The 23,259-nt window shown below is 71.5% G+C and carries 26 protein-coding genes; 16 read left to right on the top strand and 10 right to left on the bottom strand.

Annotated features, from left to right (window positions below; genetic code table 11):
• Positions 1 to 284: 284 nt before the first annotated feature.
• Complete coding sequence (locus AB0J66_RS16185) at positions 285 to 575, bottom strand: GlsB/YeaQ/YmgE family stress response membrane protein (RefSeq protein ID WP_364660506.1); 291 nt, start codon at positions 573 to 575, stop codon at positions 285 to 287.
• Positions 576 to 852: 277 nt separating this feature from the next.
• On the opposite strand from AB0J66_RS16185, the gene fxlM reads away from it, so the two are divergent.
• Both fxlM and AB0J66_RS16195 read left to right on the top strand, forming a co-directional pair.
• Positions 853 to 2,010 (top strand): methyltransferase, FxLD system, encoded by a 1,158-nt coding sequence (fxlM, locus tag AB0J66_RS16190; protein ID WP_364660508.1) that lies wholly within the window; start codon positions 853 to 855, stop codon positions 2,008 to 2,010.
• A 10-nt stretch (positions 2,011 to 2,020) separates the two neighbouring features.
• A complete protein-coding gene (locus tag AB0J66_RS16195) occupies positions 2,021 to 2,203 on the top strand; it encodes a hypothetical protein (RefSeq protein ID WP_364660510.1) in 183 nt (60 codons plus the stop codon).
• Between the two features lie 49 nt (positions 2,204 to 2,252).
• Here the strand turns inward: AB0J66_RS16195 and AB0J66_RS16200 are convergent, their stop codons facing one another.
• Both AB0J66_RS16200 and AB0J66_RS16205 read right to left on the bottom strand, forming a co-directional pair.
• A complete protein-coding gene (locus AB0J66_RS16200) occupies positions 2,253 to 2,627 on the bottom strand; it encodes a hypothetical protein (RefSeq protein ID WP_364660512.1) in 375 nt (124 codons plus the stop codon).
• Positions 2,628 to 2,633: 6 nt separating this feature from the next.
• Positions 2,634 to 3,428 carry a MerR family transcriptional regulator gene (locus tag AB0J66_RS16205; RefSeq protein ID WP_364660514.1) on the bottom strand — a complete coding sequence of 265 codons (795 nt, stop codon included), beginning with the start codon at positions 3,426 to 3,428 and terminating at the stop codon, positions 2,634 to 2,636.
• A 78-nt stretch (positions 3,429 to 3,506) separates the two neighbouring features.
• Here AB0J66_RS16205 and AB0J66_RS16210 point away from each other — a divergent pair, with 78 nt between their 5' ends.
• From AB0J66_RS16210 to AB0J66_RS16260, 11 genes are all read left to right on the top strand, one after another.
• The gene (locus tag AB0J66_RS16210) at positions 3,507 to 3,866 is read left to right on the top strand and encodes a nuclear transport factor 2 family protein (RefSeq protein ID WP_364660516.1); all 360 of its coding nucleotides are present in this window, start codon (positions 3,507 to 3,509) and stop codon (positions 3,864 to 3,866) included.
• Positions 3,867 to 3,907: 41 nt separating this feature from the next.
• Positions 3,908 to 4,696 (top strand): SDR family oxidoreductase, encoded by a 789-nt coding sequence (locus AB0J66_RS16215; protein WP_364660518.1) that lies wholly within the window; start codon positions 3,908 to 3,910, stop codon positions 4,694 to 4,696.
• Positions 4,697 to 4,883: 187 nt separating this feature from the next.
• On the top strand, positions 4,884 to 5,804 hold the full coding sequence (locus AB0J66_RS16220) for an STM4015 family protein (RefSeq protein WP_364660520.1): 921 nt from the start codon (positions 4,884 to 4,886) through the stop codon (positions 5,802 to 5,804).
• Positions 5,804 to 6,880, top strand: a complete 1,077-nt coding sequence (locus AB0J66_RS16225) for an STM4014 family protein (RefSeq protein WP_364660522.1) — start codon at positions 5,804 to 5,806, stop codon at positions 6,878 to 6,880. The genes AB0J66_RS16220 and AB0J66_RS16225 overlap by 1 nt, the downstream gene beginning before the upstream one ends.
• Complete coding sequence (locus tag AB0J66_RS16230; protein WP_364660524.1) at positions 6,868 to 7,665, top strand: STM4013/SEN3800 family hydrolase; 798 nt, start codon at positions 6,868 to 6,870, stop codon at positions 7,663 to 7,665. Before AB0J66_RS16225 ends, AB0J66_RS16230 begins: the two co-directional genes overlap by 13 nt.
• Entirely contained in the window at positions 7,662 to 8,960 is a 1,299-nt protein-coding gene (locus AB0J66_RS16235) for an STM4012 family radical SAM protein (RefSeq protein WP_364660526.1), read from the top strand. Before AB0J66_RS16230 ends, AB0J66_RS16235 begins: the two co-directional genes overlap by 4 nt.
• Positions 8,957 to 9,859, top strand: a complete 903-nt coding sequence (locus AB0J66_RS16240; RefSeq protein WP_364660528.1) for an STM4011 family radical SAM protein — start codon at positions 8,957 to 8,959, stop codon at positions 9,857 to 9,859. The genes AB0J66_RS16235 and AB0J66_RS16240 overlap by 4 nt, the downstream gene beginning before the upstream one ends.
• A 13-nt stretch (positions 9,860 to 9,872) precedes the next feature.
• Complete coding sequence (locus AB0J66_RS16245) at positions 9,873 to 10,190, top strand: hypothetical protein (RefSeq protein WP_364660530.1); 318 nt, start codon at positions 9,873 to 9,875, stop codon at positions 10,188 to 10,190.
• A 14-nt stretch (positions 10,191 to 10,204) separates the two neighbouring features.
• Positions 10,205 to 11,452 carry a DUF6745 domain-containing protein gene (locus AB0J66_RS16250; protein WP_364660532.1) on the top strand — a complete coding sequence of 416 codons (1,248 nt, stop codon included), beginning with the start codon at positions 10,205 to 10,207 and terminating at the stop codon, positions 11,450 to 11,452.
• A 104-nt stretch (positions 11,453 to 11,556) separates the two neighbouring features.
• Positions 11,557 to 14,058: an ATP-binding protein gene (locus tag AB0J66_RS16255; RefSeq protein WP_364660534.1), complete on the top strand. Its 2,502-nt coding sequence runs from the start codon at positions 11,557 to 11,559 to the stop codon at positions 14,056 to 14,058.
• 19 nt (positions 14,059 to 14,077) lie between these two features.
• Entirely contained in the window at positions 14,078 to 14,272 is a 195-nt protein-coding gene (locus AB0J66_RS16260) for a hypothetical protein (RefSeq protein ID WP_364660536.1), read from the top strand.
• Between the two features lie 48 nt (positions 14,273 to 14,320).
• On the opposite strand, the gene AB0J66_RS16265 is transcribed toward AB0J66_RS16260, so the two are convergent.
• Entirely contained in the window at positions 14,321 to 15,067 is a 747-nt protein-coding gene (locus AB0J66_RS16265; RefSeq protein WP_364660538.1) for a hypothetical protein, read from the bottom strand.
• Entirely contained in the window at positions 15,064 to 15,579 is a 516-nt protein-coding gene (locus AB0J66_RS16270; protein ID WP_364660540.1) for a SigE family RNA polymerase sigma factor, read from the bottom strand. The genes AB0J66_RS16265 and AB0J66_RS16270 overlap by 4 nt, the downstream gene beginning before the upstream one ends.
• Positions 15,580 to 15,715: 136 nt before the next feature.
• Here AB0J66_RS16270 and AB0J66_RS16275 point away from each other — a divergent pair, with 136 nt between their 5' ends.
• The 3 genes from AB0J66_RS16275 (at position 15,716) to AB0J66_RS16285 (ending at position 18,627) form a co-directional block, all read left to right on the top strand.
• Positions 15,716 to 16,876 carry an alpha/beta fold hydrolase gene (locus AB0J66_RS16275; protein WP_364660542.1) on the top strand — a complete coding sequence of 387 codons (1,161 nt, stop codon included), beginning with the start codon at positions 15,716 to 15,718 and terminating at the stop codon, positions 16,874 to 16,876.
• A 263-nt stretch (positions 16,877 to 17,139) separates the two neighbouring features.
• On the top strand, positions 17,140 to 18,072 hold the full coding sequence (locus tag AB0J66_RS16280) for a LysR family transcriptional regulator (protein WP_364660544.1): 933 nt from the start codon (positions 17,140 to 17,142) through the stop codon (positions 18,070 to 18,072).
• 12 nt (positions 18,073 to 18,084) lie between these two features.
• Positions 18,085 to 18,627, top strand: coding sequence for a DapH/DapD/GlmU-related protein (locus tag AB0J66_RS16285; protein ID WP_364660546.1), 543 nt, complete (start codon positions 18,085 to 18,087; stop codon positions 18,625 to 18,627).
• Here the strand turns inward: AB0J66_RS16285 and AB0J66_RS16290 are convergent, their stop codons facing one another.
• The 5 genes from AB0J66_RS16290 to AB0J66_RS16310 all read right to left on the bottom strand — a co-directional run bounded on the left by AB0J66_RS16290 (position 18,628) and on the right by AB0J66_RS16310 (position 23,205).
• Positions 18,628 to 19,125, bottom strand: coding sequence for a DUF664 domain-containing protein (locus AB0J66_RS16290; protein WP_364660548.1), 498 nt, complete (start codon positions 19,123 to 19,125; stop codon positions 18,628 to 18,630). It abuts the gene before it with no gap.
• Positions 19,122 to 19,913, bottom strand: coding sequence for a methylenetetrahydrofolate reductase (locus AB0J66_RS16295; protein ID WP_364660550.1), 792 nt, complete (start codon positions 19,911 to 19,913; stop codon positions 19,122 to 19,124). The genes AB0J66_RS16290 and AB0J66_RS16295 overlap by 4 nt, the downstream gene beginning before the upstream one ends.
• 38 nt (positions 19,914 to 19,951) lie before the next feature.
• Positions 19,952 to 21,088 (bottom strand): cytochrome P450, encoded by a 1,137-nt coding sequence (locus AB0J66_RS16300; RefSeq protein WP_364660553.1) that lies wholly within the window; start codon positions 21,086 to 21,088, stop codon positions 19,952 to 19,954.
• A gap of 60 nt (positions 21,089 to 21,148) precedes the next feature.
• Positions 21,149 to 22,195, bottom strand: a complete 1,047-nt coding sequence (locus AB0J66_RS16305) for an alpha-lytic protease prodomain-containing protein (protein ID WP_364660556.1) — start codon at positions 22,193 to 22,195, stop codon at positions 21,149 to 21,151.
• A gap of 191 nt (positions 22,196 to 22,386) precedes the next feature.
• Entirely contained in the window at positions 22,387 to 23,205 is an 819-nt protein-coding gene (locus tag AB0J66_RS16310) for an SDR family oxidoreductase (RefSeq protein ID WP_364660559.1), read from the bottom strand.
• Between the last annotated feature and the right edge of the window lie 54 nt (positions 23,206 to 23,259).

A 23,259-nucleotide genomic window follows, 5' to 3' on the forward strand; every position in this document is an offset into this window, starting at 1 on the left:
CCCGTGCTAACGTAGTTCGCGTACGCCCCGGGTCCGCCTCTGCTTGCATGCCGCCCGGGGCACGGCTTTGTCTGGAGATCATGTCGCGATCGGGCTCCGAGCCACGTGATCGCGCGGCCGCGATGAGCTGACGACCTTGCGCCATGCCGTCTTGCTCCATGCCATCCGGACCAAACCACTCGGCCAACATGCGCGCGACTATAGTCCTACGACTATCAGAAGCGCGAGCCGGTCTGCGACCCACTTCAGCGCCATATGGTCGACCGATTGATCAACCTGATGCCTCAGCCCTCGATGCTGCCGCGCTGGCTTCTCCGGAGCAGCCAGCCGGCGATCGGCAACACGATGAGGGTGCCGATGATCGCGCTCAGGATGCCGCCCCAGTCGAAGATGTCGTCGTCGCCGATGCCCAGGCCGACGGTGAAGATGAGGTAGCCGACCAGCGCGCCCAGCAGCCCCAGCCCCAGCGAGACCAGCCAGGACGCCGACCCGCTCATCTTGCGGAAGACATCACCCGGCATGAGCACCCGGGCGACAACGCCGGCGACGAACCCGAGAAGCAAAGCTCCAACCATCTCCCCACCTTCGCGCCCGCCCAGCGCGGCAGCATCATCCTGGGCGAAGGAGAAGTGCTTTTGCCGCCGGTTCGTGGACCGCTCAGAACACGCGCCGGTTCCTCGGCCAAACGGCCGTGAGCTGGTGCGGAGCTATGTCTTGTTCCGTATCTGCAGGTTCAATTTTCCGTATCCTGAGGGGTCTAGATTCCGTATCTTGCACAGTTGCGATCCGTATCTGTCGGGGCGCGTCGGCGGCTCCGTCGTTGTGATTGACATGGACTCCTGGTCGGAAGCGATGAGAGAGCGCGAGGCCCTGGCCGACCACCTGGTGTGCCGCGGCCGGATCACCACGCCCGGGGTGGAGGCGGCGTTTCGCCGGGTGCCGCGGCATTTGTTCGCGCCGGAGGGCACGTCTCTCGCCGACGCTTATGCGGACGACGTGGTGATCACTCGGCGCGGGCCGGACGGGAAGGCGACGAGCTCGATCTCGGCACCCTGGCTGCAGGCCCACATGCTGGAGGCGGCCGGGCTGCGCCCCGGAGCGCGCGTCCTGGAGATCGGCTCGGGTGGCTACAACGCGGCGCTGCTGGCTGAGACTGTCGGTCCCACCGGCGAGGTGACCAGCATCGACATCGACCCGGTGGTCGTCGCGTGCGCCCGTTCGGCGCTGGACCGGGCCGGGTACGGGCGGGTGCGGGTCGCGCAGGCCGACGCGGAGTACGGATGGGCGGCCGGCGCCCCGTACGACGCCATTGTCGTGACCGCCGAGGCGGGCGACATCCCACCCGCCTGGACCGAGCAGCTCCGACCGGGCGGCGTGCTGGTGGCGCCGCTGCGAATCCGCGCCAATGTCCGTTGCCTGACCCTGCGCGCGCACGGCGATCACCTCGTCGCCTCCGCCGCTGTGCAGTGCGGCTTCGTCCCGATGCAGGGCGACGGCCGCAACACCGCCCGGCGGTTGCCGGTGCGCGGTCAGGACGTCGTCCTGATCCTGGACGATCCGATCGAGGTCGACCCCGGCGCGCTGGCCGCCGCTCTCACCATGGGGCGGATCGAGCTCTGGTCGCCGGTCACCGTCGCCACGTCCTTCGAGTCGTTGCACTTGTGGCTGGCCAGCCAGCCGGGTCCGTACGGCGCGCTCGCCGTCGACCGTGAGCGCACCGCCGGGCTGCTGGACCCGCAGGACCGTTTCGTCTGCCCCACTCTGCTCACCGAGGACAGCTTCGCCTACCTGACCATGCGCAAGGCCGACGCCGGCCGGTGGCAGCTCGGCGCCCACGGCTTCGGCCCGGCCGCCGCCGAGCTGACCGCGAGAATGATCAACTTGATCGCCGCCTGGGGTCGCGAGGACCCGCACATCACCGTTCACCGCTCGGGTGACGAGCTGCCGGAAACGCCTGGGCGGCGGTTGGTGGTGCCCCGTCGCCACCGGCTGATCGCGGTGACTTGGTAAGGGCGTGCCGATGGCGTTGTTTGTCCGCCGAGTTCAGGATGTGCCGCTCGATCAGGTCCTCGTACGGCTCGATGACCTCGGCCGGGTACGTGGCGCGGCGGCGTTCCCGCAGGGTCAGCAATTGATTCTGGCCGACCCACTCCCGGTGGGTGCGGCCGGTCTGCCACGCCTCGTTGTCGTGGCCGAGGGCTAGCAGCGCGTCGATGAACTCGGAGCTGAACACCGGATCGCGGGCGACGCGGTCACGCATCACGGCCAGGGCGAAGTAGGCGGCCCGGGTCGCGGAGCACGACAACGATCCGTTCGTACCGCTTGAGGCTCTTCAGATCCTCCGCCAGAACCGCCACATACCGATCGGGATCGCCGGACAGCTCGGCCAGCTGTTCCCGCAGATCGCGAACGCCCCACGATTCCGGATCCGCGACCTGGACCCGCTTCTCGATCTCAGTCAAGCCGCGCTCCCCCAAGGCCGGCGCGAATTCCCGTAGCCGCACCCGCGGCCAGCCGGGCCCGGGGCACTGGAGATCGACGAGCCACTTGGCCGGCCCGTCGATGCGGTTTCGTGTCGGCGAGATTCGACACCACTGGCTCACCGCGGGGTCGGTCGCTTGGTCCACGAGTTCTCAGGTCACGCGGAACACCGGCCACCCGATCTCCGTACGCCACGCGGCCGGGTCGCTCACATCCCGGGGCCCCACGCGGTATACCTCCCGCACGGGCCCAGCCACCGACATCGCATTCTCCACGACCCACGCGCCGAGCTCGCCGTACGTGACGTCTACGCCGTCGTGCTCGCCGACGTGGGTGGTCACCGCCAGTTCCGCGGCGGGCAGGGTCACGGGGCGCACCCGTCCGGTGCGCGGCGGGGTGGAGGTCGGCAGGTAGACCAGCACCCGACCGCGGCCCTCCTCGAACAGGGAGTTGTCGTAGTTACCCCCCGGCGGCCCGGTCACCCTCGCGCCCACGGCCGCTTCCAGCTCGGCCATCGCGCCGGCGAACCACGCCTCGACGTCAGCGTGGCCGACCACGGCCTCGATGGCCGCGACCTCGCGGGCGGGTTCGTCCCGCAGCTCGACCTCGATCGGCGCGGGGTCGGGCTGCAGGAGGCGGCGCAGCGAGGTGACTGCGGCCCGGGTGCGGGAAAGCTCGGCCTCCAAGCGCCGCAGGTGATCCGCGACCAGGGCCGACCGGACGCCAGGGTCGGGCGTCCGCAGGATCCGCTGCACGTCGCGCAAGGGGACGTCGAGCTCGCGGAGCCGGTTGATGACCTGCGCGGTCGGGATCTGCTCGGCGGAGTAGTAGCGGTAGCCGGTCGCCCCGTCCACGACGGCCGGCTCGAGCAGCTCCCCCTCGTGGTAACGGCGCAGGGTCCGCACGCTCAGGTGGGTCAAACGCGAGAACTCCCCGATCGTCAGCACCCCTTCAGTCTGGACCTTCCCCCAGGGGGAGGGTCCAGCACTTGACCCTCCGGCCGCGCGAGGCCGCACGGTGGTGACATGACGAACAGCGACCTTCGCTCCGACATCCTGCCGGCCACCGTCCGCGACTTCCTCGCCGCCAGCACCGTGCACGACGCCGACACGGCCTCGTCGTTCCTCGTCGACGACGTCGTGGTCGTCGACCAGAACGAGACCTTTCGGGGCCGCGATGAGGTGCATGCGTTCCTGCGCGACGCCGGCGCCGAGTTCGAGTACACCACCGAGCAGATCGGCGCCCGCCGCATCGACGACAACCACTGGGTGGTGACCCTGCGGCTCGAGGGCACCTTCCCCGGCGGCGTCGCCGACCTGGACTACCGCTTCACCCTCCGCGGCGACCTCGTGGCCGAGCTCGTCATCGCCAACCACGAGGCCTGAGCCCGACCGCACACCACCCATCCGTCGGAAGGAAGAGAAGAATGTCCAGCAAGGAACGTGACCGCCTCGACGGCCGCCACGCGCTCGTCACGGGCGGGTCGAAGGGTTCGGGCCAGGCCGTGGTCACCCGCCTGCGGGAGATGGGCGCCGACGTGTGGACCACGGCCCGGACGATGCCCGACGGCTACGACCGCCCCGACCGGTTCATCGAGGCGGACACGTCGACCGTCGAGGGCGCGCAGCTGGTGGCGGACCGCATCGCCGAGTCCGTCGGCGCGCTCGACATCCTCGTGCACGTCGTCGGGGGCGCCTCGACGCCCTCCGGTGGGTTCGCGGTTATCACCGAAGAGCAGTGGCTGACTGAACTGAACCTGAACTTCTTGGGTGCGGTGCGGCTCGACCGGGCCCTCCTGCCGCCGATGGCCGGGGCCGGGTCGGGTGTGGTGCTGCACTTCACCTCGATCCAGCGGGAACTACCGCAGTACGACGCGTCACTGGCGTACGCGGCAGCCAAGGCGGCGCTGCGCACGTACAGCAAGGGCCTTGCCAACGAGCTCGCACCCCGCGGCGTGCGGGTCAACGCGATCAGCCCCGGCGGCATCGAGACGGAGGCCTACGAGCGGTTCGTGGACCGGATCGCCGAGGGCAACGGGCTCACCCGCGAGGCCGCCAAGCAGACGATCTACGACTCCCTCGGCGGGGTTCCCCTGGGGCGGTTCGCCCAGCCCGAGGAGATCGCCGACCTGGTCGGGTTCCTGGTGTCGGACCGCGCCTCGGCCATCGTGGGCGCCGAGTACGTCATCGACGGCGGCACGGTCCCGACCGTGTGACCCGACGGCGGGGCGGCCTCGAGGAGATCGTGGCCGCCCCGTCCTGGACGTGCTGACCAGCATCCGGACGCATACCGCCCGGACACCATCGCCGCGATGCGCCGTCCTTCCGTGATCGGCCGCGTAAGTGTCGTACCCGGTTGCTACCTTCTCGGCACTGATCCGCCAAGCCGGCCGAGGGAGTCCTGTGACCATCAACCACCACCTGACGACGTTCGCCGGGCTGCCCGTCGTGGAGCTCGAGGACGACCATGATCCGGCCGATCCGGCGGCGGTGGCCTGGCGGATCGACATGGAGGATTTCGAGGCGCCGGTCGAGGAGTTCGAGGCCGCGTTCGAGCAGATGATGAAACGCAGCGGGCCGGGCGGGCCGACCGCGCTGATCGTCGGCGAGTGGGGGTCGGCCTATGACACGCCGTTCCCGTTCGAGCTGCTCATCCGCAACGCCGCGCGGCTGGGTGGGCTTCGGGCGCTGTTCGTGGGCGAGCTGAGCTCGGAGCAGTGCGAGATCTCCTGGATCAATCAGACCGACATCACGCCGGTGTTGCGGGCGTTCCCGGCGCTGGAGACCTTCTGGGTGCGCGGCGCGCAGGGGCTCGAGCTGACCCCGCTGCGCCACGAGGGCCTGCGCGAGTTCGTCATCCAGTCCGGCGGGCTGCCGGCCGCGATCGTCCGAGCGGTCGGCGCCTGCGATTTCCCGAACCTCACCCACTTGGAGCTGTGGCTGGGCGTCGACAACTACGGCGGTGACGCCCGGGCCGACGACCTCGCGCCGATCCTGAGCGGGCGGGCGTTCCCGGCGCTGAACCATCTGAGCCTGTGCAACGCCGAGATCGCCGAGGAGCTGGCCGCGGCCGTCGCCGCCGCGCCCGTGGTGGCCCGGCTCGAACGGCTCGACCTGTCGCTGGGCGTGCTGGGCGACGCGGGGGCCGAGTCGCTGCTGGCCGGTCAGCCGCTGACCCATCTGGAGACGCTCGACCTTCACCACCACTTCATGTCCGAGGAAATGGCTCAGCGCCTGGTCGACGAGCTGACCGGCGTCACGGTCGACGTCTCCGAGCGGCAGGACGAGTCGCGGTGGGGCCGTTACACCGTGGTCGCCGAGTAATGCGGCTCGCCGTCGTCGGCAACCCGGAGAACCGCCGGGTCGCCCTTTTCACCGCCGCCGTGGAGCAGGCCGGGCTGCCCGCGCCGGAGATCTTTCCCTGGCTCGACGTGCTGCGCGACGGGCGCGTTCCGGGCCCGGGCACGGTGGTGCGCGTCGACTCGCCGGGGGAGAACGCCGAGGTGGACCGGCTGCTGCGCGAGCTCGGCAGCGGACGGCCGGCGGTGACCGCCCGGCACGGCGAGATCGTCGGCGCTTCGGCGGCGTTCACGGGCCTGGAACGGGCGCTCGGCCGGGTCGCCGACGGCGGTGGCGTCCTGCTCAACCAGCCCGCCGACATCCTGACGATGACGGCCAAACCGCGCTGCCACGCGTTGCTCGGCGGCAGAAAGATCCCGGTGCCGCCCGCCCTCGATCCGGTGCACGACTACGCGTCGCTGCGGGCGGCGATGGCCGGCGCCGGCTGGTCCCGGGTCTTCGTCAAGCCCGCTTTCGGCTCCTCCGCCTCGGGCGTGCTCGCCCTCGCGGCGGCCGGGCGGCGGGTCACGGCGGTCACCTCGGCCGAGCTGAGCGGCGGGTCCCTCTTCAACAACCTGTGGGTGCGCAGATACGACAGCGAACCCGCCATCGCGTCCATCGTGGACCGTCTGGCCCCGGACGGGCTGCACGTCGAGCGGTGGTTCCCGAAGGCCGCCCTGCACGACCGGGTCCTCGACCTGCGCGTGGTGGTGATCGCCGGGCGGCCGCGGCACGTCGTGGTCCGGACGAGCCGGTCACCGATGACCAACCTGCATCTCGGCAACGCCCGCGGTGACGTGGGGGCGGTGCGGGCGGTCGCCGGCGAGCAGTCCTGGGCCGCCGCGATGCGGACGTGCGAGCGGGTGGCCGCGTGCTTCCCCGGGAGCTTGCAGGTCGGCGTCGACCTGATGTTCCGGGTGGGGTGGCGCGACCACGCGGTGGCCGAGGTCAACGCGTTCGGCGATCTGCTGCCGCGCGTGCTGGTCGACGGCCTGGACACGTACGGGGCGCAGGTGGCCGCGATCGTCGACGGCTGGGCGGGTGTGCCGTGCGCGACCTGATCGGCAGCCACGACCTGCTTTTCGTCACGCTGGACACGCTGCGCTACGACGTCGCGGCCGAGTGTCTGGCGCGGGGGCGCACCCCCGAGCTGGCCAAGGTGCTGCCCGGCGGCGTGTGGGAGCGGCGGCACAGCCCGGCCACCTTCACCTACGCGGCGCATCACGCGTTCTTCGCCGGTTTCCTGCCGACACCGGTGACGCCGGGCCGGCACGAGCGGCTGTTCGCGGCCCGGTTCGCCGGCAGTGAGACCAGCGGCCCGGCGACGTACGTCTTCGACGCCGCCGACCTGCCGTCCGGGCTGGCCGCCGACGGCTACCACACGGTGTGCCTGGGCGGGGTGGGCTTCTTCAATCCGGGGGCGCCGCTGGGGCGCGTACTGCCGGGGCTCTTCGCCGAGGCGTACTGGGAAAGGGGTTTCGGGGTGACCGATCCTGACTGCTTCGGCGCGCAGATCGACCGGCTCGGCGAGATCGTCGCCGGGCTGCCGGCCGAGCGGCCGCTGTTCAGCTTCATCAACGTGGCCGCGCTGCATCAGCCGAACAAGCATTACGTGCCCGGCGCCGCCGAGGACAGCCGGGAGACCCACGCCGCCGCCCTGGAGTATGTGGACGGCGAGATCGGGCGGCTGTTCGCGCTGGTCACGAGCCGCGGCCGGGCGTGCCAGGTGATCATCTGCTCGGATCACGGCACGCTGTACGGCGAGGACGGCCACGTCGGTCATCGGGTCCCCCACGAGGACGTGTGGACCGTGCCGTACGCGGATTTCGTGCTGGACGCCGCATGAACCTCGACGACTCGCCGTACCAGGGCTATCTGTATGCGTATCCGCACAAGACGGCGTACCGGAAGCTGGAACCGCGGCCGACGCTGGCCGAGGTGTGGTCGGCCGAGCCCCAGGATTCGCTTTTCGGGTATGTGCATCTGCCGTTCTGCGAGATGCGCTGCGGCTTCTGCAATCTGTTCACGCGCGCCAATCCGCCGGCCGAGCAGGTCACCGCGTACCTCTCCCAATTGCGACGCCAGGCCGCAGCGGTCAAGCAGAGCCTGTCCCCCGCGGCCTCGTTCTCGCGGATAGCGATCGGCGGCGGAACGCCGACGTATCTGACGCCGGCCGAGCTGGAGGAGCTGTTCGGGATCGTCGGCGACGTGTTCGGCCCGGTCACGGTCCCGATGTCGGTCGAGACCTCGCCGGCGACGGCCACCCCGGATCGGCTGGCGGTGCTCGCCGCGCACGGCGCCACCCGGGTGAGCATCGGCGTGCAGAGCTTCCTGGAGGCCGAGGCGCGCGCCGCCGGGCGGCCGCAGCGGCTGATCGAGGTGGAGCGGGCGCTCGACGCGATCCGGGAGGCGGGCATCCCGGTGCTCAACGTCGACCTGATCTACGGCATCGACGGGCAGACGGCGGAGACGTGGCAGCACTCCCTGGACGAGGCGGTGCGCCGGCGGCCCGAGGAGCTCTATCTCTATCCGCTCTACGTGCGGCCGCTGACCGGGCTCGGGCGGCGGGCCCACGCCCGCGCCGACTGGGACAAGCAGCGTCTGGCCCTGTACAGGCAGGCGGTCGAGGTGCTGACCGGCGCCGGGTACGAGCAGCATTCGATGCGCCAGTTCCGGCTCGCGGGCGCGCCTGTGCCGGAGGGGCCGGACTACTGCTGCCAGGACGATGGGACGGTCGGGCTGGGGTGCGGCGCCCGGTCGTACACCTCGGATCTGCACTACTCGTTCGACTACGCCGTTTCGGTCTCCGAGGTGCGGGCGGTGATCGACGACTACCTGGCCCGGCCGGCGTCCGACTTCGATTACGCGGAGATCGGCTTCCGGCTCGACGCGGCCGAGCAGCGGCGGCGGTGGCTGCTGAAGTCGTTGCTGCGTACGGAAGGCGTCGATGCCGCGGCCTACCGAAAACGCTTCTTTTCGGAGTACACGGAGGACTTTCCGCAGCTGCGCGTGCTCGTGGAGCGGGGCTGGCTCGTCGGCGACGCGCTGACCGCGGAAGGCCTCGCGCACTCCGACGCCATCGGGCCGTGGCTGGTCTCCGGGACGGTCCGCGAGGCGATGGGAGCGTACGTCACGCGATGAATGACCTGTACGTGCTCTACCGCGGGCCGCTTGCTTCGTGCAACTACGACTGCCCGTACTGCCCGTTCGCCAAGCGGGTCGACCCGCCCGCACTCCTGCGGGCCGATCGAGCCGATCTGGCGCGCTTCACCGATTGGGTCGCGGCGACGACCGACCGGCGGCTGTCGGTGCTGTTCACACCGTGGGGCGAAGGACTGACCCGGTCCTGGTACCGGGACGCGATCGTGCGGCTTTCCCACCTGCCGCACGTGGCTCGGGTGGCTGTCCAGACAAATCTGGCGGCGCGAACGGGCTGGCTGGCTGAGGCTTCCCCCGCGGCCGCCTTGTGGGCGACCTATCATCCGGGCCAGGTGACGCGGTCCCGCTTCCTGGCCAAGTGCCGGGAGCTCGACGCGCTCGGGGTGCGCTACTCGGTCGGGGTGGTCGGGCTGCCCGCGCACTACGACGAAGCCGTGGCGCTGCGGGCCGAGCTGTCGCCTTCCGTGTATCTATGGGTCAACGCGGCGGAGGGACACGTGTACACGCCGGCCGAGGAAGAGCGGTGGACGGCGATCGATCCGCGCTTCGGCGACAGCGTCCGGCCGCACGCCTCGCTCGGCCGCCCGTGCCGGGCCGGGGAGGACGCCATCTCGGTCATCGGCGACGGGACCGTGCGGCGCTGCCACTTCATCCCGGCGCCGATCGGCAACCTCTACGACGGCTCGTGGCGCGACGGCCTGCGGCCGCGCGCCTGCAGCAACTCGCTCTGCGACTGCCACATCGGCTATGTGCATCTCGAGCCCCTGCGACTGCGTGAGACGTACGGGGCGGGGCTGCTCGAGCGGATTCCAGCAGGTTGGCCGCCGGCTCGCGGAGAAGTGTCGTACCCGGGCGATAGCGTTCCCGCACCGAGTCGATGAACGGGGAGGCTTGATGTACAGGCAAGGTGATGTGCTGATCATTTCGGTGGCCGAGACCGACGTGCCCGTCTGCGCTCCCGTCCCCCGGGACCGCCGTGGCCGCATGGTCCTGGCCCGGGGCGAGGCCACCGGTCACGCGCATGTCGTCGGCGGCCCCGGCCTGCAGCTGCTGGCCGACGTCGACGACCTCGAGCGGATGTTCATCGAGGTCCCCACCCACGGCCGGGTGAGCCACGAGGAGCACGGCCCCATCTCCCTGCCACCCGGCCACTACCGCGTGGTCCGCCAACGGGAGTACATCCCCGGCGCCTTCCGCCCGGTCGCGGACTGAGAGGCAGAGGATCGATGCAGCTGACCCCCGCCCAGGAAGCCATGGCCGCCGCGATCGAGGACCAGTGGCTCGCCGCCGCCCTCGAAACCACCCCGGCCGACCGTTCCACGGCCGAGGCCGGCGTCCGCCAGGCCTACCGCTCGGCCGGCGCCACCCCGCCCGAGCGCATCTTCTGGCTCGGCTCCCCCCGCGCCGGCGCCGCCGCCATCGCCCTGCTCTCCGGCGCCCTCCCACCGACCACTTCCTCCTCCGGCGTCTCCTCGTCCGCCGCCCGTTCCTCCGCCCCCTCCTCCGCCGCCGTGCCCACCTCCGGCGCCGCCTCCTCCGGGGCTCAGTGGCCAAGCTGGGTGGCGGAGGTGGAGGCGGAGCTGCGCCGGCAGGGGTGGGTTCCCGGTGAGCTCTCTGGTCCGTCGCTGCGGCGGCGGGTGCGCACGGAACCGTGGGCGGCGGCCCGTAAGGCCGTGGTCGAGGCGCTCGGCAACGACGGCTGGGCCCAGCTCAGCGCCGCCGCCGGGCGGCGTTCCTGGCCGCTGGTGATGGATCTGGTGGCCGGCCGGGTTCGGTCGCGGCTGAGCGAAGACCTGGCCACCGATTTCCCCGGCGACGCTGCCCGGCCGCTGCGGAGGGCCGTGCTCGATGCCATCTATGGCCAGCACGACGGCACCTGGCTGGCCACCTTCGAGGCGGCCGATCGCTTGGCGCCCTCGGCCGGCTTGCTCGCGGGTCTGACCGGCCTGGCCCTGGTCTCCCGGCAGACCGGCTGGTGGTGGGTGACCGAGCGCTTCGCCGTCCTGACCGAGCGGCCCACCACGCTGACCCGAGACAACGTCGGGCGTCTGCACCGCGGCGAGGGCCCGGCCATGGACTTCCCGGACGGCTACGGCCTGTGGGCCTGGCGCGGCATGCCAATCCCGCCCGGCTTGGTCGCCGAGCTGCCCACTCTGACCGTCGCCCGCATCCAGAGCGAGCAGAACGCCGAGCTCCGCCGGGTCATGCTCGAGCACTTCGGCTACGAGCGCTACCTGCGCGAGGCCGGCGCCCGCGACATCGGCTCCGACGAGACCGGCACCCTGTGGCGCCTCGACCTCGACGGCGACGAGCCCCTGGTCATGGTCGAGGTGGTCAACTCCACCCCCGAACCCGACGGCACCAGCCGCATCTACTGGCTCCGCGTGCCCCCACAGACCCGCACCGCCCGCGAGGGCGTCGCCTGGACCTTCGGACTGACCTCCGACGATTACCACCCTTCGATCCAGACCTGACGGCCGCCCCGCACCCCCAAAAGGGGTTAAATTCGCAATATCGGGTACCCCGTCAGCCTTCCCGGGTGGGGAGACCAAGCGCGCGTCTTGCTCTGGGTGGGTCGATGGTCACGGTTGATGAGGCGGCGCTGGGTGATTCGGCGCGGCTGGCCGCAGTCGAGCGGGCTCGCGAGGTGCTGTCCCGGCCGGCCGGGGCCATGAATGCGATCGCCGCGCTGGCCGGCCAGTTGTCGGGGGCGTCGATGGCGGCCGTGTCGGTGGTCGGCGATGAGTGGGAGACGTTCCTCGGTACGCATCGCCTGCCGCCGGGCTCGACGGGATCCGGCCGGGTGGCGCTTGCCTCCGCGCTGGGCCAGTACGTGGTCAGCGCGGGCGGACCGGTCGAATGCGGCGACATGCCCGGCGACCATGACCGCCGTCTCCGCGAGCACCCGCTGGTCACCGGGCACGGGATACGCGCGTTCCTCGCGGCGCCCCTGCGCGACGGTGACGGCCGCCCGGTCGGGGCGCTCACGGTGCTCGACACCGAGGTCCGGGCCTGGTCCGAGGCGCAGACGGCCCTCCTGGCCGAGGCGGCCGGACTACTGGGCCCGAGTCTGCCCGCCGGGTCGCCGGCCCCGGCGCCCACCGGGATCGATGACCTGTCGCTGCTGGACAGCATTCAGGAGGCGTTCCTCGCGGTGGACCGCGACGGCGTGGTGGTGAGCTTCAACCGGGCCGCGCAGGAACTGCTCGGATTCACCAGCTCGCAGGTGTGCGGCCGGCACCTGCACGCGAGCCTGCTGCCCGACTACGGCGGGGAGCCGGTCGGGGCGGCGCTGGCCCGGCTGTTCACGGCGGCCCCGCACCGTCCGGTCGCACGAACCGTCAGCGTGCGGCATCGCGACGGTCATCGGATCACCGCCCGGGTGTCGTTGTCGGTGGTGCGGGCGGCGACCGGTCCGCTGGCGGCCGTGTTCGTGACCGACCTGTCCGCTCAGGTCGCCGCCGAGAACGCCGCCGAGCGTAACGGCCAGTTCCTGGCCGCGCTGCTGGACAGCCGCGCGGTCGGCGTGATCGCCTGCGACGAGCACGGGCAGGTGGTGCTGATCAATCGCGTGCTGCGCGAGATGCGTGGCCTGCCGCCGGGCGGCCCGGTGCCGGCCGACTTCGCCGAGACCACCTCGGGTCTGCTGATGCGCCCCGACCTGACGCCGATCCCGTGGGATCAGGCGCCGTTGATGCGTGCGCTGCGGGGCGAGCACGTCCAAGACACCGACATCCTCGTCCGGGTTCCCGGCCACCGGCTGCGGACGTTCGCGGCCACCGCCCGGCCGATCACCGCCGAGGACGGGCGCCGGCTGGGCGCGGTGGTGGCGGCGCACGAGGTCACCGCCGTACGCCGGGTCGAACGGTTCCGCGGCTGCCATGCCGCCGTGGCCCGGATCCTGGCCGAGGCGGCCTCGCCGAGCGAGGCGGCGCCGGCGGTCCTGCGGACGATGGCCGCCAACCTGGACTGGCCGTACGCGGAGCTGTGGCTGCTCGACCCGAGCGGCACCCGGCTCGAGTCGGTCGGGCATTGGACCGAGCCCGGCTTCGAGAGCCTCGTCGACCACCACGTCGTCAAGGGCGCCGGCATCACCGGCCAGGTCTGGGCCACCGGAGAGTCGATGTGGGTACCGGATCTCAACGTGGACCGCTCGCATCCGCCCCAGGTCCGCTCCCGGGTCGAAGCGCTGCGGCAGCGCGGCGTCGGCACCGTGCTGTCCGTGCCGATCAAGGACGGCGACACCCTGCTGGGCGTGCTCAGCGGCTACGCCGGCGCCCCGGAACCGCACGAGGACGTGCTCACTGTGCTGCTCGAAGGCGTCGCCGCCCAGTTCGCTGTCTTCGTGGCCCTGCGCCAGGCGGCCCACCTAACCCATCAACTCGAACGGTCCCACGACGACTTCCTGGAGCTGGTCGGGCACGAGATGCGGACGCCGCTCACCTCGATCATGGCCAACGCCACGATGCTCGGCGAGGATGCGGCGGCTCTGCCCGACGACGATCGGGAGATGGTGCGCTCGATCGAACGCAACACCGCCGTCCTGCAGAGCATCGTCGACACGTTGCTCGAGCTCGCCGGCCTGGAGTCCGGCCACCTCGGCCTCACTCTCGGCGACACCGACCTGGTCGATCTGGTGGCCGAGGCCATGACCGCCGCCGGGCCCGCCGCCGCCGCCAACCGGGTCCGGCTCAGCACCGACCGGCCCGATCGGCTGGTCATCGTGGGCGACCCGGCCCGGCTTCGCCAGCTCGTCGACGACCTGCTCGCCAACGCGATCAAGTACAGCCCGGACGGCGGCGCCGTGCACCTGCGGCTGCGCCCGGACGGCGACACCGCCGAACTGACGATCACCGACGAGGGCATCGGCGTGCCCCCGGCGGAGCTCGGCCACCTGTTCGACCGTTTCTACCGGGCCAGCAACGTCCGTCACCAGGGCACACCCGGCAGCGGGCTGGGTCTCAGCCTGGCCCGCGCCATCGTGGACCTGCACGCCGGCTCCATCACCGTCACCGACCATCAGCCTCGCGGTACCGCGGTTGTCGTCCGCTTCCCACTACGCCGGCCCGCGACGCCATAACCGCTACGGAGACAACGCCATGGCCGACATCCTCGTCGCCGAGCAAGTGACCGACATCCGAGACGCGCTGGTGCGCATCCTGCGCCGCGCGGACCACGACGTATGCACCAGTACCCCGCCGAACGCGACGCCGCGGGCCAGGCCGGCGCCGACGATTACCTCGGCAAGCCTTTCCAGCCCGCCGACCTGCTCACCCGGGTTGAAGCGCTGCTAGCCGGCACCATGAGAGTGGCCCCATGACCGGCGAGCCGCCCGCCCGTCCTCAGCCGATGATGAAGGGCTTGCCCACCGGGAGGGTCCGGCCGGCCGCGTCCTGCGCGGTCAGGCCGGTCAGGTCCGGCAGTTGGCCCTTGGTGACCTTGCCCTCCTGGTAGGCCGGGTCGTTCTTGTCGGCCTTCTGGTAGACCTGCTCCAACGGGAACCAGAACAGCACCACATTCGGGTCCTCGCTCCACGGGACCAGCTTCGCCGTGACTTTCCGGCCGCGCGAGGTGGCGGTGATGGTCTCGGCCGGCCCGACGTAATAGCCGTACGCCGGGAAGTCGATGTATTCGACGTTGGCCGGGAGCTCGATGCTGTGGAAGCCGGGACTGTTGTCCGGCGGCACGTCGTCGAAGGTGTTGACGCAGGTGCCCAGCTTGCCGTCGATCGCCGCCGCGCACGCCCGTACGCCGAACTTGATGTCGGGGTAGGCCGGGTTCTCGTTGTGGAAGGCGGTGACCACGATCTCCCGGTCGTCCTGGCGGATGCCGGTGCTCACCGCCTGGCCCCACGATCCCTCGGCGTCGACCGCGGCCGCCGGCCAGGCCCCGCCCGGCGCCGGCGTCTGGGCCGGCCACCAGGTCACCGTCGAGACCACCGCGGCCACGACCACGGCGGCGACCGTCGCGCCCGCGAACCGCCGCCGCGCCCGCAGCCGGCGACCGGCGCCGATGATGTCGTCCAGCGCCGGCGGACGGCCGTCGGCGGGCCCGCGCAACTCGTCGCGGAAGGTGTCGAGGTCGGTCACAGCGAAACTCCGTTCGTCACCGGCTCGGCCGGGTCCAGGGTGATGCGCAACTTGCCCAGCGCGCGCGAGTTGAGGCTCTTCACGGTGCCGACCGCGACGCCCAGCTCGGCGGCCACCTGCTGCTCGCTGAGGTCGAAGTAGTGCCGCAGCACGACCACGGCCCGCTCCCGGGCCGCCAGCTTCCCCAGCGCCGCCATCAGCCACTGCTGCCGCGTGACGTCGTCGGCCACGTCCGCCGCGGCCGGCCGCTCCGGGATCCGCTCCTGCTCGTACGGATCCTCCTTCAGCGGCCGCCGCCACTGATCCTTGAGGTGATTGATCATGACCCGCCGCGTGTACGCGTACGGGTCCTGCCTGCGCACCCTCCGCCAGGCGGCGTACGTCTTCACCAGCGCCGCCTGCGCGGCGTCCTCCGCCTGCCCGGCATCCCCGGTCAGCAGCACCGCCGCCCGCCGGAGCCGGTGAAAACACCCGGCCGCGAACTCCGCGAACTCCGCATCACCGCGCCCCATGAAGGGCCCTTTCACTTGTCATGCCTCCCAGACGCGCGACCGCCCGGAAACGTTCGCACCGAACCTAACGTCGACGCCCGCGTTGACAGCCGATGGGAGCGCTCCTACCGTCAGGGACATCGACGAAGGAGAATGTATGAAGCGCCGGGCGGTGATGGGGTTACCGGCGGCGGCGCTCGGGGCGCGCCTGGTGGGGCTGCCCGAGGCGCGGGCGGCGGCCGGGTTCGAGAGTCCGGGAGTGGAGGCCGGGAACCTGCCGGTCTTCGCCGACCAGCTCCGGAGTGAGCTGACCTTTCCCCTGGCCTGGCGCGGCCGCGGGGACTTCCGGGCGTGGCGGCGGGCCGCGCGGGCGAAGGTCGAGGAGTTGCTCTGGCAGCCGCGGGACGACACGCCCTTCGAGGCGGAAGTCGTCGACGAGCAACGGGCCGACGGGTATCGCCGGCGGCTGCTGCTGTTCAACGTCACGCGGCACAGCCGGGTGCGCGCGTCGATGCTGGTGCCGGACGGCCGCGGACCCTTCCCGGCGGCGCTGCTGCTGCACGATCACGGCGCCCGGTTCGACATCGGCAAGGAGAAGCTGATCGAGCCCTGGTACGACGAGACCCGGCGCGTGTCGGCGCAGGCCTGGGCCGACAAGTACTTCAGCCGCCGGTTCATCGGGGCCGAGCTGGTCGCCCGCGGCTACGCCGTCCTGGCCGTCGACGCGCTCGGCTGGGGCGACCGCGGCGGGCTCGTCTACGAGAACCAGCAGGCCCTGGCCGGCAACTTCTACAACCTCGGCTCCTCCCTGGCCGGCCTGGTGGCGCGCGAGGACGTACGGGCCGCGGCCTTTCTCTCCTCCCGCCCCGAGGTGGACCACCGCCGTGTCGCCGCGGTCGGCTTCTCGATGGGCGGCTTCCGGGCGTGGCAGGTGGCCGCCCTGTCCGACCATGTCGCCGCCACCGTCTCGGCCTGCTGGATGACCGGGCTCCGCGAGATGATGGTCCCAGGCAACAACACGCTGCGCGGCCAGTCCGCCTTCTACATGCTGCACCCGGGCCTCTGGCGCCACCTGGACATCCCCGACGTCGCCTCGATCGCCGCACCCCGGCCCATGTTCCTGACGGACGGCGCCGACGACCCGCTCTTCACCCCGGCCGGAGTCGCCGTCGCCTACGACAAGATGCGCGCCGTCTGGCGTTCCCAGGGGGCCACCGACCGCCTGGCCACCCGAACCTGGCCCGGCCTGGGCCACGTCTTCGCCGCCGAGATGCAGGACGCCGCGTACGCCTGGCTGGACCGCCACTTGAAGAACTGACGGCTCCCGCCATCCAAATCCCGCCCCGCGGCCTCAGCAGCGGCTTCGCCGGTCACGACCTGCTGGTCACTCACCGCCAGCGGACCACCCCGCGCGGCACCGCGGCGCAGCCCGGGCCGTACCACGGCAGACGCAGGTCCGTGTTCCCCGTCGACGTGGATCCCGTCGGCTCCCACCTCACCGGCGAGCGGGATGGGGACGCGTAGGACAACCGGCTTCGCGAAGAGCGACAATCATCGGTTGTACGTCCGTACGATCTTTCGGTGGACACGGAGGGGCTGCGGTCGTTTGTGCGGGCGGCTGAGCTCGGGCAGCTGCGGCGGGTGGCGGCGGAGCTTGGCGTGACGCAGCAGGCGGTTTCGAAGCGGATCGCGACGCTGGAACGGGAGCTGGGGGTACGGCTTTTCGTCCGTACCGCCCGAGGGGTTGAACTGACCCCGGACGGCCAGGCCTTTCTTCCGCACGCGCGTGGTCTCGTGGTCGGCGCCGATCGGGCTGTGGCGGCGGTCCGGCCGGGCTTGCGGGCGCTGCGGATCGATGTTCTCGGGCTGCGGAGCGCCCAGGCTGTGGTGTTGCACGACTACTGGCGGGGGCATCCCGGGCTCAAGCTTGATGTGGTCACCTTGCGGGCCGCCGATCCGTGGGTGGCGGTCAAGGCCGTCGAGGCGGGCGAGGTGGATGCCTCGTTTCGCAGCGTCATCGACCCGGGGGCGCTGCCGGGGGCTGTACGGATGATTTCCGCCTTCGACTCGCCGTCGGAGCTGCTTGTGGGGCCGCACCACCCGCTGGCCGGCGCGGCGGCGGTGACGCCGTCGCAGCTGCGCGGGCACCGGATCTGGGTGCCGGGCATCGCGGCCGGGAGCGAGTGGGCGGACTTCTACGACCAGCTCGTGACCACCTTCGACCTGCGGGTCGATGCGGCGGGACCGCATTTCGGGGACGAGGTGCTGCTGGACACGCTGGCCGGCTCGGGCGAGGTGGCCACGCTGGTCGGGTCCCGCGATCGGTACGTCTGGCCCGCCGCCCACGATCTTCGCCGCATCCCGATCGTGGGGCCGGCGCTCGTCTACCCGCTGTCACTTCTTCTGCCGCGGACCAATCCCCATCCCGGCCTCCGCGCGGTCGTCGCCCACCTCGAGAGCCTGCCCAGGGCCGCCGAGCCGGCGTGGCGTCCGTCCTGGGGCCGGGACGACTGAAAGGCGCCCCACATGTCGAACGACCGCTTAATGCGGATTCACAGTCCCGAGTTCAAGGCCATGACGGAGAGGGTGTTGCGGGCGACCGAGCTCACCTCGCGGTTGAACGTGCTGCCGTTCGAGGACGAGGAGGGCAAGGCGGCGCTGTTCGAGCGGATCCTCGGCCGGCCGGTGCCGGCGGGGACCACGATCTATCCGCCGTTCTTCACCGATCACGGCTTCAACCTCGAGCTGGCCGAGCGGGTCTTCATCAACCAGAACTGCACGTTTCTCGACTACGCGGGGATCCGGCTGGCCGAGCGGGTGCTGGTCGGCCCGAAGGCCACGTTCATCACGATGGGGCATCCGGTCGACCCGGGCGAGCGGCGCGAATGGCTCACCGGCGGCCCGATCACCGTCGAGGAGAACGCCTGGATCGGGGCCGGGGCGACGATCCTGCCCGGCGTCACCATCGGCCGCGATGCGGTGGTCGCCGCCGGGGCGGTGGTGGCCGAGGACGTGCCACCGGCCAGCCTGGTCACGATCGGCAAGGCGACGGTACGCCGGCAATGGTGATCAGCGGGCCCGGATCACGTCCAGCATCAGGTCGAGGTGGCCGTTGTGCTGGGCGGTCTCGCGGATCATCTGCGCCCAGAGCCAGCGCAGGCTGACCGGAGCCTTACCGAAGGAGGGACGGGCGGCCCGGGCGTCCAGGTCGTCGAAGCGGCTGACGGCATCACGGCTACGGGCGCACGCGGCCTCGTACAACTCCCGCAGCTCAGCCACCGAGTCGCCGGCGGCCGAACGCCAGGCCCACTCCTCGCCGGGCGGCGCGGAGGCCCACGGCTCGGGGTAGGGCTCGCCCAGCAGGGTGTGGGTGAACCAGAGGTCCTCCATGTGGGCCAGGTGCTTCACGATGCCGCCGATGGTCATGTCGGTCGCCGGCAGCAGCCGGGCCGCGGCATCGGCGTCCGCCAAGCCGTCCAGCGCGGCCGGCGTCCGTTCCCGGTGCTGGTCGAGAAAGTAGGCGAGGGTGTCGCGCTCACTGGAGTGCAACTGCGGAAAGTCGCTCACCGCAGCAACGTAGCGCCGATCCAGTCCACGGTGGCCCGCAGGCCGCCGAACGGGTAGAAGTGCAGCTTCACCAGGCCATGATCGGCCGGGTGGTAGTCGGTGGCGAGCGCGTCCAGGAAACCGTCGGGGGTGGCAGGTGGGAGGCCGTTGGCGGCCAGGGTGCGTACGCCGAAGCGGGTGGCGTAACGCAGCAGCCGCCCGGCGCCGGCCGGCCCGGGAACGCCGACGCGGACGGGGACCTCGATGCCGTGGGACCGGAGGGCGGCGATCCAGTCGAGGACCGGGTCGGCGTCGAAGCCGAACTGCGTGATGATCTCGCCCTCGAGGCCGCGGGCGCGCAGGGCGGCCAGCTTGGCCTCCAGCGACGACCACAGCACAGGCTCGGGGAGGCCGGGGTGGCCCTCCGGGTAGCCGGCGATGCTCACCCGCTCGACGCCGTACTCCTCCAGCAGACCCGACTCGATCACCGACAGCGCGTCGCCGAAGGGGCCGTGCGGCGTCGCCGGGTCGCCGCCCACGACGAAGACGTCGGCCGGGGACGGCAGGGCGGCGAGGAACGACGCCAGTTCCGTACGGGACGAAAGCCGGCGGGCCGAAAGGTGAGGCACCGCAATGAGCCCCCGGGTGGCGATCGCCCGGGCCGTGGCCAGGCGCGTCGCGGCGTCCTCGTGCCCGAGGAAGGTCACGTTGACGCGTGTGCCGGCCGGAAGAGCAACGGCCTCGAGCTCGGTCGCGTCCCGGCCGGTGATTTCCACGGAGAAGTCGTCGATGAGAGCCGCAGTGAACACCCCCGCCGACGGAACCGGTGGGTGAGCTGCGGTATTCCTCAGACTTCGAGCATCAAGCCGGTGAGTTCGTAGGCGGCGATCTCGGGGCGGATGCGTACGGCCGGGGTCCTGACCATGCGCAGGCCGGGCATCGCGAAGAGCCTGCTGAGGAAGATGTCGGTCTCCTGGATGGCGATGTACGCGCCGGGGCAGCGGTGGGGGCCGTCGCCGAAGGACAGGACCGCGTCGCCGGCCGGGCGGTCGGGGCAGACCCTCTCCGGCTCGGCGCCGACGACGGTCTCGTCGGTGTTGGCCGCGGCCACGCTCACGTCGACCAGGTCACCCTCGGGGATGGTCACGCCGCCGAGGCGTACGTCCTCAGTGGTCCACCGCAGCAGATCGGCCACCACGGGCTCGAGGCGAAGGATCTCGTGCAGGATCGTGAACCGCTCCTTCTCCTCGGCCGCGACATAGCGCTCCCGCAGCGCCTCGTCGGTGAACAGGTGCCAGGCCGCGACGGTGATGAACTCGCGGGTGGTGACCATGCCGGCCGCGGCGAACGTGACGCACTCGCCGAGGATCTCGCGGTCGTTGCACCCGTCGTCGATCAGGTGGGAGATCAGGTCGTCGCGGCGCTGCTTGCGGCGTACGGCGATGGCGGGCCGGACGTCGCGCAGAAAGAACGCGCCGATGGTGAACAGGCTCCGCACGCCGGCCCGGGCCGCTCGCAGTCCGCGCGCGTCGGGGTCGGGCATCGTGCCGAAGAACCGGTCGAGTCGCTCGGCCATGCTGCCGCGGCTCTCGGTGAGACCGACCACCTCGCCGGCCACCGCCACCGCCAGCTGGAACGACAGCTCGGACAGATCGACCCGCTTCTCGCGCCGGAGCCTCGCGCATTGTTCGTCGGCCAGGCGGTGCATCAGGTCCCGGTACGCCGCGTCGACGCGCTTGGGGGTGAAGTACTTCGCGGTCTGCCGGCGGTGTTCGCGGTGCTCCGGCCCGTCGCGGTAGAGCACGGCCAGGCGCATCCCCTGGTTGAACCGCTTGGCGCCCTCGATCCCGAAGCCGGCCTGGCGCGTGTCGTTGTGGCGCAGGAATTCCCGCGCGGTGGCATGGTCCTGGATCCGCCAGACGCCGTCGGCGTCCCGACGGACCGGGCAGCGCGGGTCCAATTCACCGCGATCGATTTTGCGCATGGTCCGATTGTGGACGCGAAACAGCCCCGCCGGTAGGGCGGGGCTGTTCGGCGGTGCGACTTAGAAGACCGAGACGCCGTAGACGCTGAGGGCCTCGGTGACCGGCTGGAAGTACGTGGTGCCGCCGGAGGAGCAGTTGCCGCTGCCGCCCGAGGTCAGGCCGAGCGCGGTGGTGCCCGAGTAGAGCGAGCCGCCCGAGTCGCCCGGCTCGGCGCAGACGGTGGTGCGGATCAGGCCGGAGACGGAGCCTTCGGCGTAGTTGACCGTGCTGTTCAGGGCGGTGACCCGGCCCGAGCGCAGGCCCGTGGTGGAGCCGCGACGGTAGACGGTCGCGCCGACGGCGGGGGTGCCGGCGGAGGTGATGTCCTGCGAGCCGACGCCACCGGTCTTGGTGATGGTCGTGTTGGTGTAGCGGACGATGCCGTAGTCGTTGCCCGGGAAGCTCGTGCCCGCCCGGGTGCCCAGGGTGGTCGAGCCGTTGGTCCAGGTCGCGCCGATGTTGGTGCAGTGGCCGGCGGTCAGGAAGTAGTTGGTGCCGGCGCTGTTGCGGACGTTGAAGCCGAGCGAGCAGCGGCCGCCGCCGGCGTAGATCGCGTCGCCGCCGGAGATCTTGATGGAGATCTCGCCCGGGGTGGACTCGATGCGGGCCTTGTCGCCGAGCTTGGCCACGGTGGCCTCGACGGCGGCGAGCTTGGCCCCGGTGACCGTGCTGTCGACGGAGACGACGACCTGGTTGCTGACCGGGTCGATGGCGAACGCGGTGCCCGGCGTCTTGAGCGACGCCTTCAGGGCGTTGTCGGCGGCGGCCAGTTCGGCGCCGCTGCGGGCGACGAAGCGGGGCGTGGCCCCGGCCGCGGTGACCGAGCGGGCGGTGGCCGCGTCGGTGACGTTCACGACCACCTTGCCGGCGGAGTCGATGTACGACCCGGCCGCGGTGGCGCCGAACTGCGCGTCGAGCTTGCCGGCGAGCGCCGACGGGGCGAACGAGGGGTCGGCGCCGGGGGCGGCCGCCGCGGATGACGCGGGCGAGAAGGCCATGAGCGTGGAGCCGACGAGCACAGATGCCGCCAGGCCGACGATCGGTCGGCGCAGCTTCCGGTTGAGCACGGTTCCTCCCGGGGGATGGGGAATACGCCTGATGCGGCGTACCGCGCACAGTATTGGCAGACCTCGATGCATCCTTCAAGATGCGGTCATTTCTCCCCATCCCCCGGCAGAACCAGTGTGACCTGCGAATATGCGGTCACATACCGCCGATCGTATTACTGAACCGGGATGACTTGATTCAGGTTTATCGATCAATCTTGGGCGTTGGTCTGGGCCGCGGCCGCACGCTGGGCTTCGATCTGGGCCAGCCGGGCCCGTACGGCCGCGACCGACGCCTGGTACGAGTCGCTGCCCAGAATCAGCCGCAACGGGGCCGGCTCCTGCTCCACGCTGGCGATGACCCGCTCCGCGATCTTCGCCGGATCGCCCGGCAGGAGAGCGCCATCACCGGCCAGAGTGCGCACGAAAGCGGCCGGTGTGCCGTCGTAGGCGCTCAGCGGCGTTCCCCGCCGCAGGCTGTCGCCGGCGAACTCTGTACGGGCGCCGCCGGGCTCGACCAGGGTCACCCCGATACCGAACGGGGCCACCTCGCCGGCCAGGGCCTCCATGAAACCCTCGATGCCCCACTTGCTGGCGTGGTACAGCGACGCGCCGGGGTGCGCGGCGAGCCCGGCCACGGAGGAGAGCTGGATGATCCGCCCGCCGTGCTGCGCCCGCAGGTGGGGCAGCGCGGCCCGGACGACCTGAATCGAGCCGAGCAGGTTGGTGGCGATCTGATGCTGGACCTGTTCGTCGGTGAGCTCCTCGGCCGCGCCGAACAACCCGTACCCGGCGTTGTTGACCACGACGTCGATCCGGCCCAGCGCGGCGAACGCCGCGTCCACGACCGGGCGTACCGCCGCCGGGTCACTCACGTCGAGATGCCCCACCCAGAGCCGATCGCCGTACTTGGCGGCGAGATCGGTCTCGCGGCGGACCGTGCCGGCCACCCGGTCGCCGCGTTCGAGCGCTTGAGTGGCCATTTCACGGCCGAAGCCGCTGCTGATGCCGGTGATGAGCCAATTCGTCATGGCGCCCAGCGTCGGCCTACCACCGGCGGCGCGGGAGTTCCCCGCTGTTAGGGG

It is taken from the genome of Actinoplanes sp. NPDC049598, assembly GCF_040675435.1.
Classification (GTDB): domain Bacteria; phylum Actinomycetota; class Actinomycetes; order Mycobacteriales; family Micromonosporaceae; genus Actinoplanes.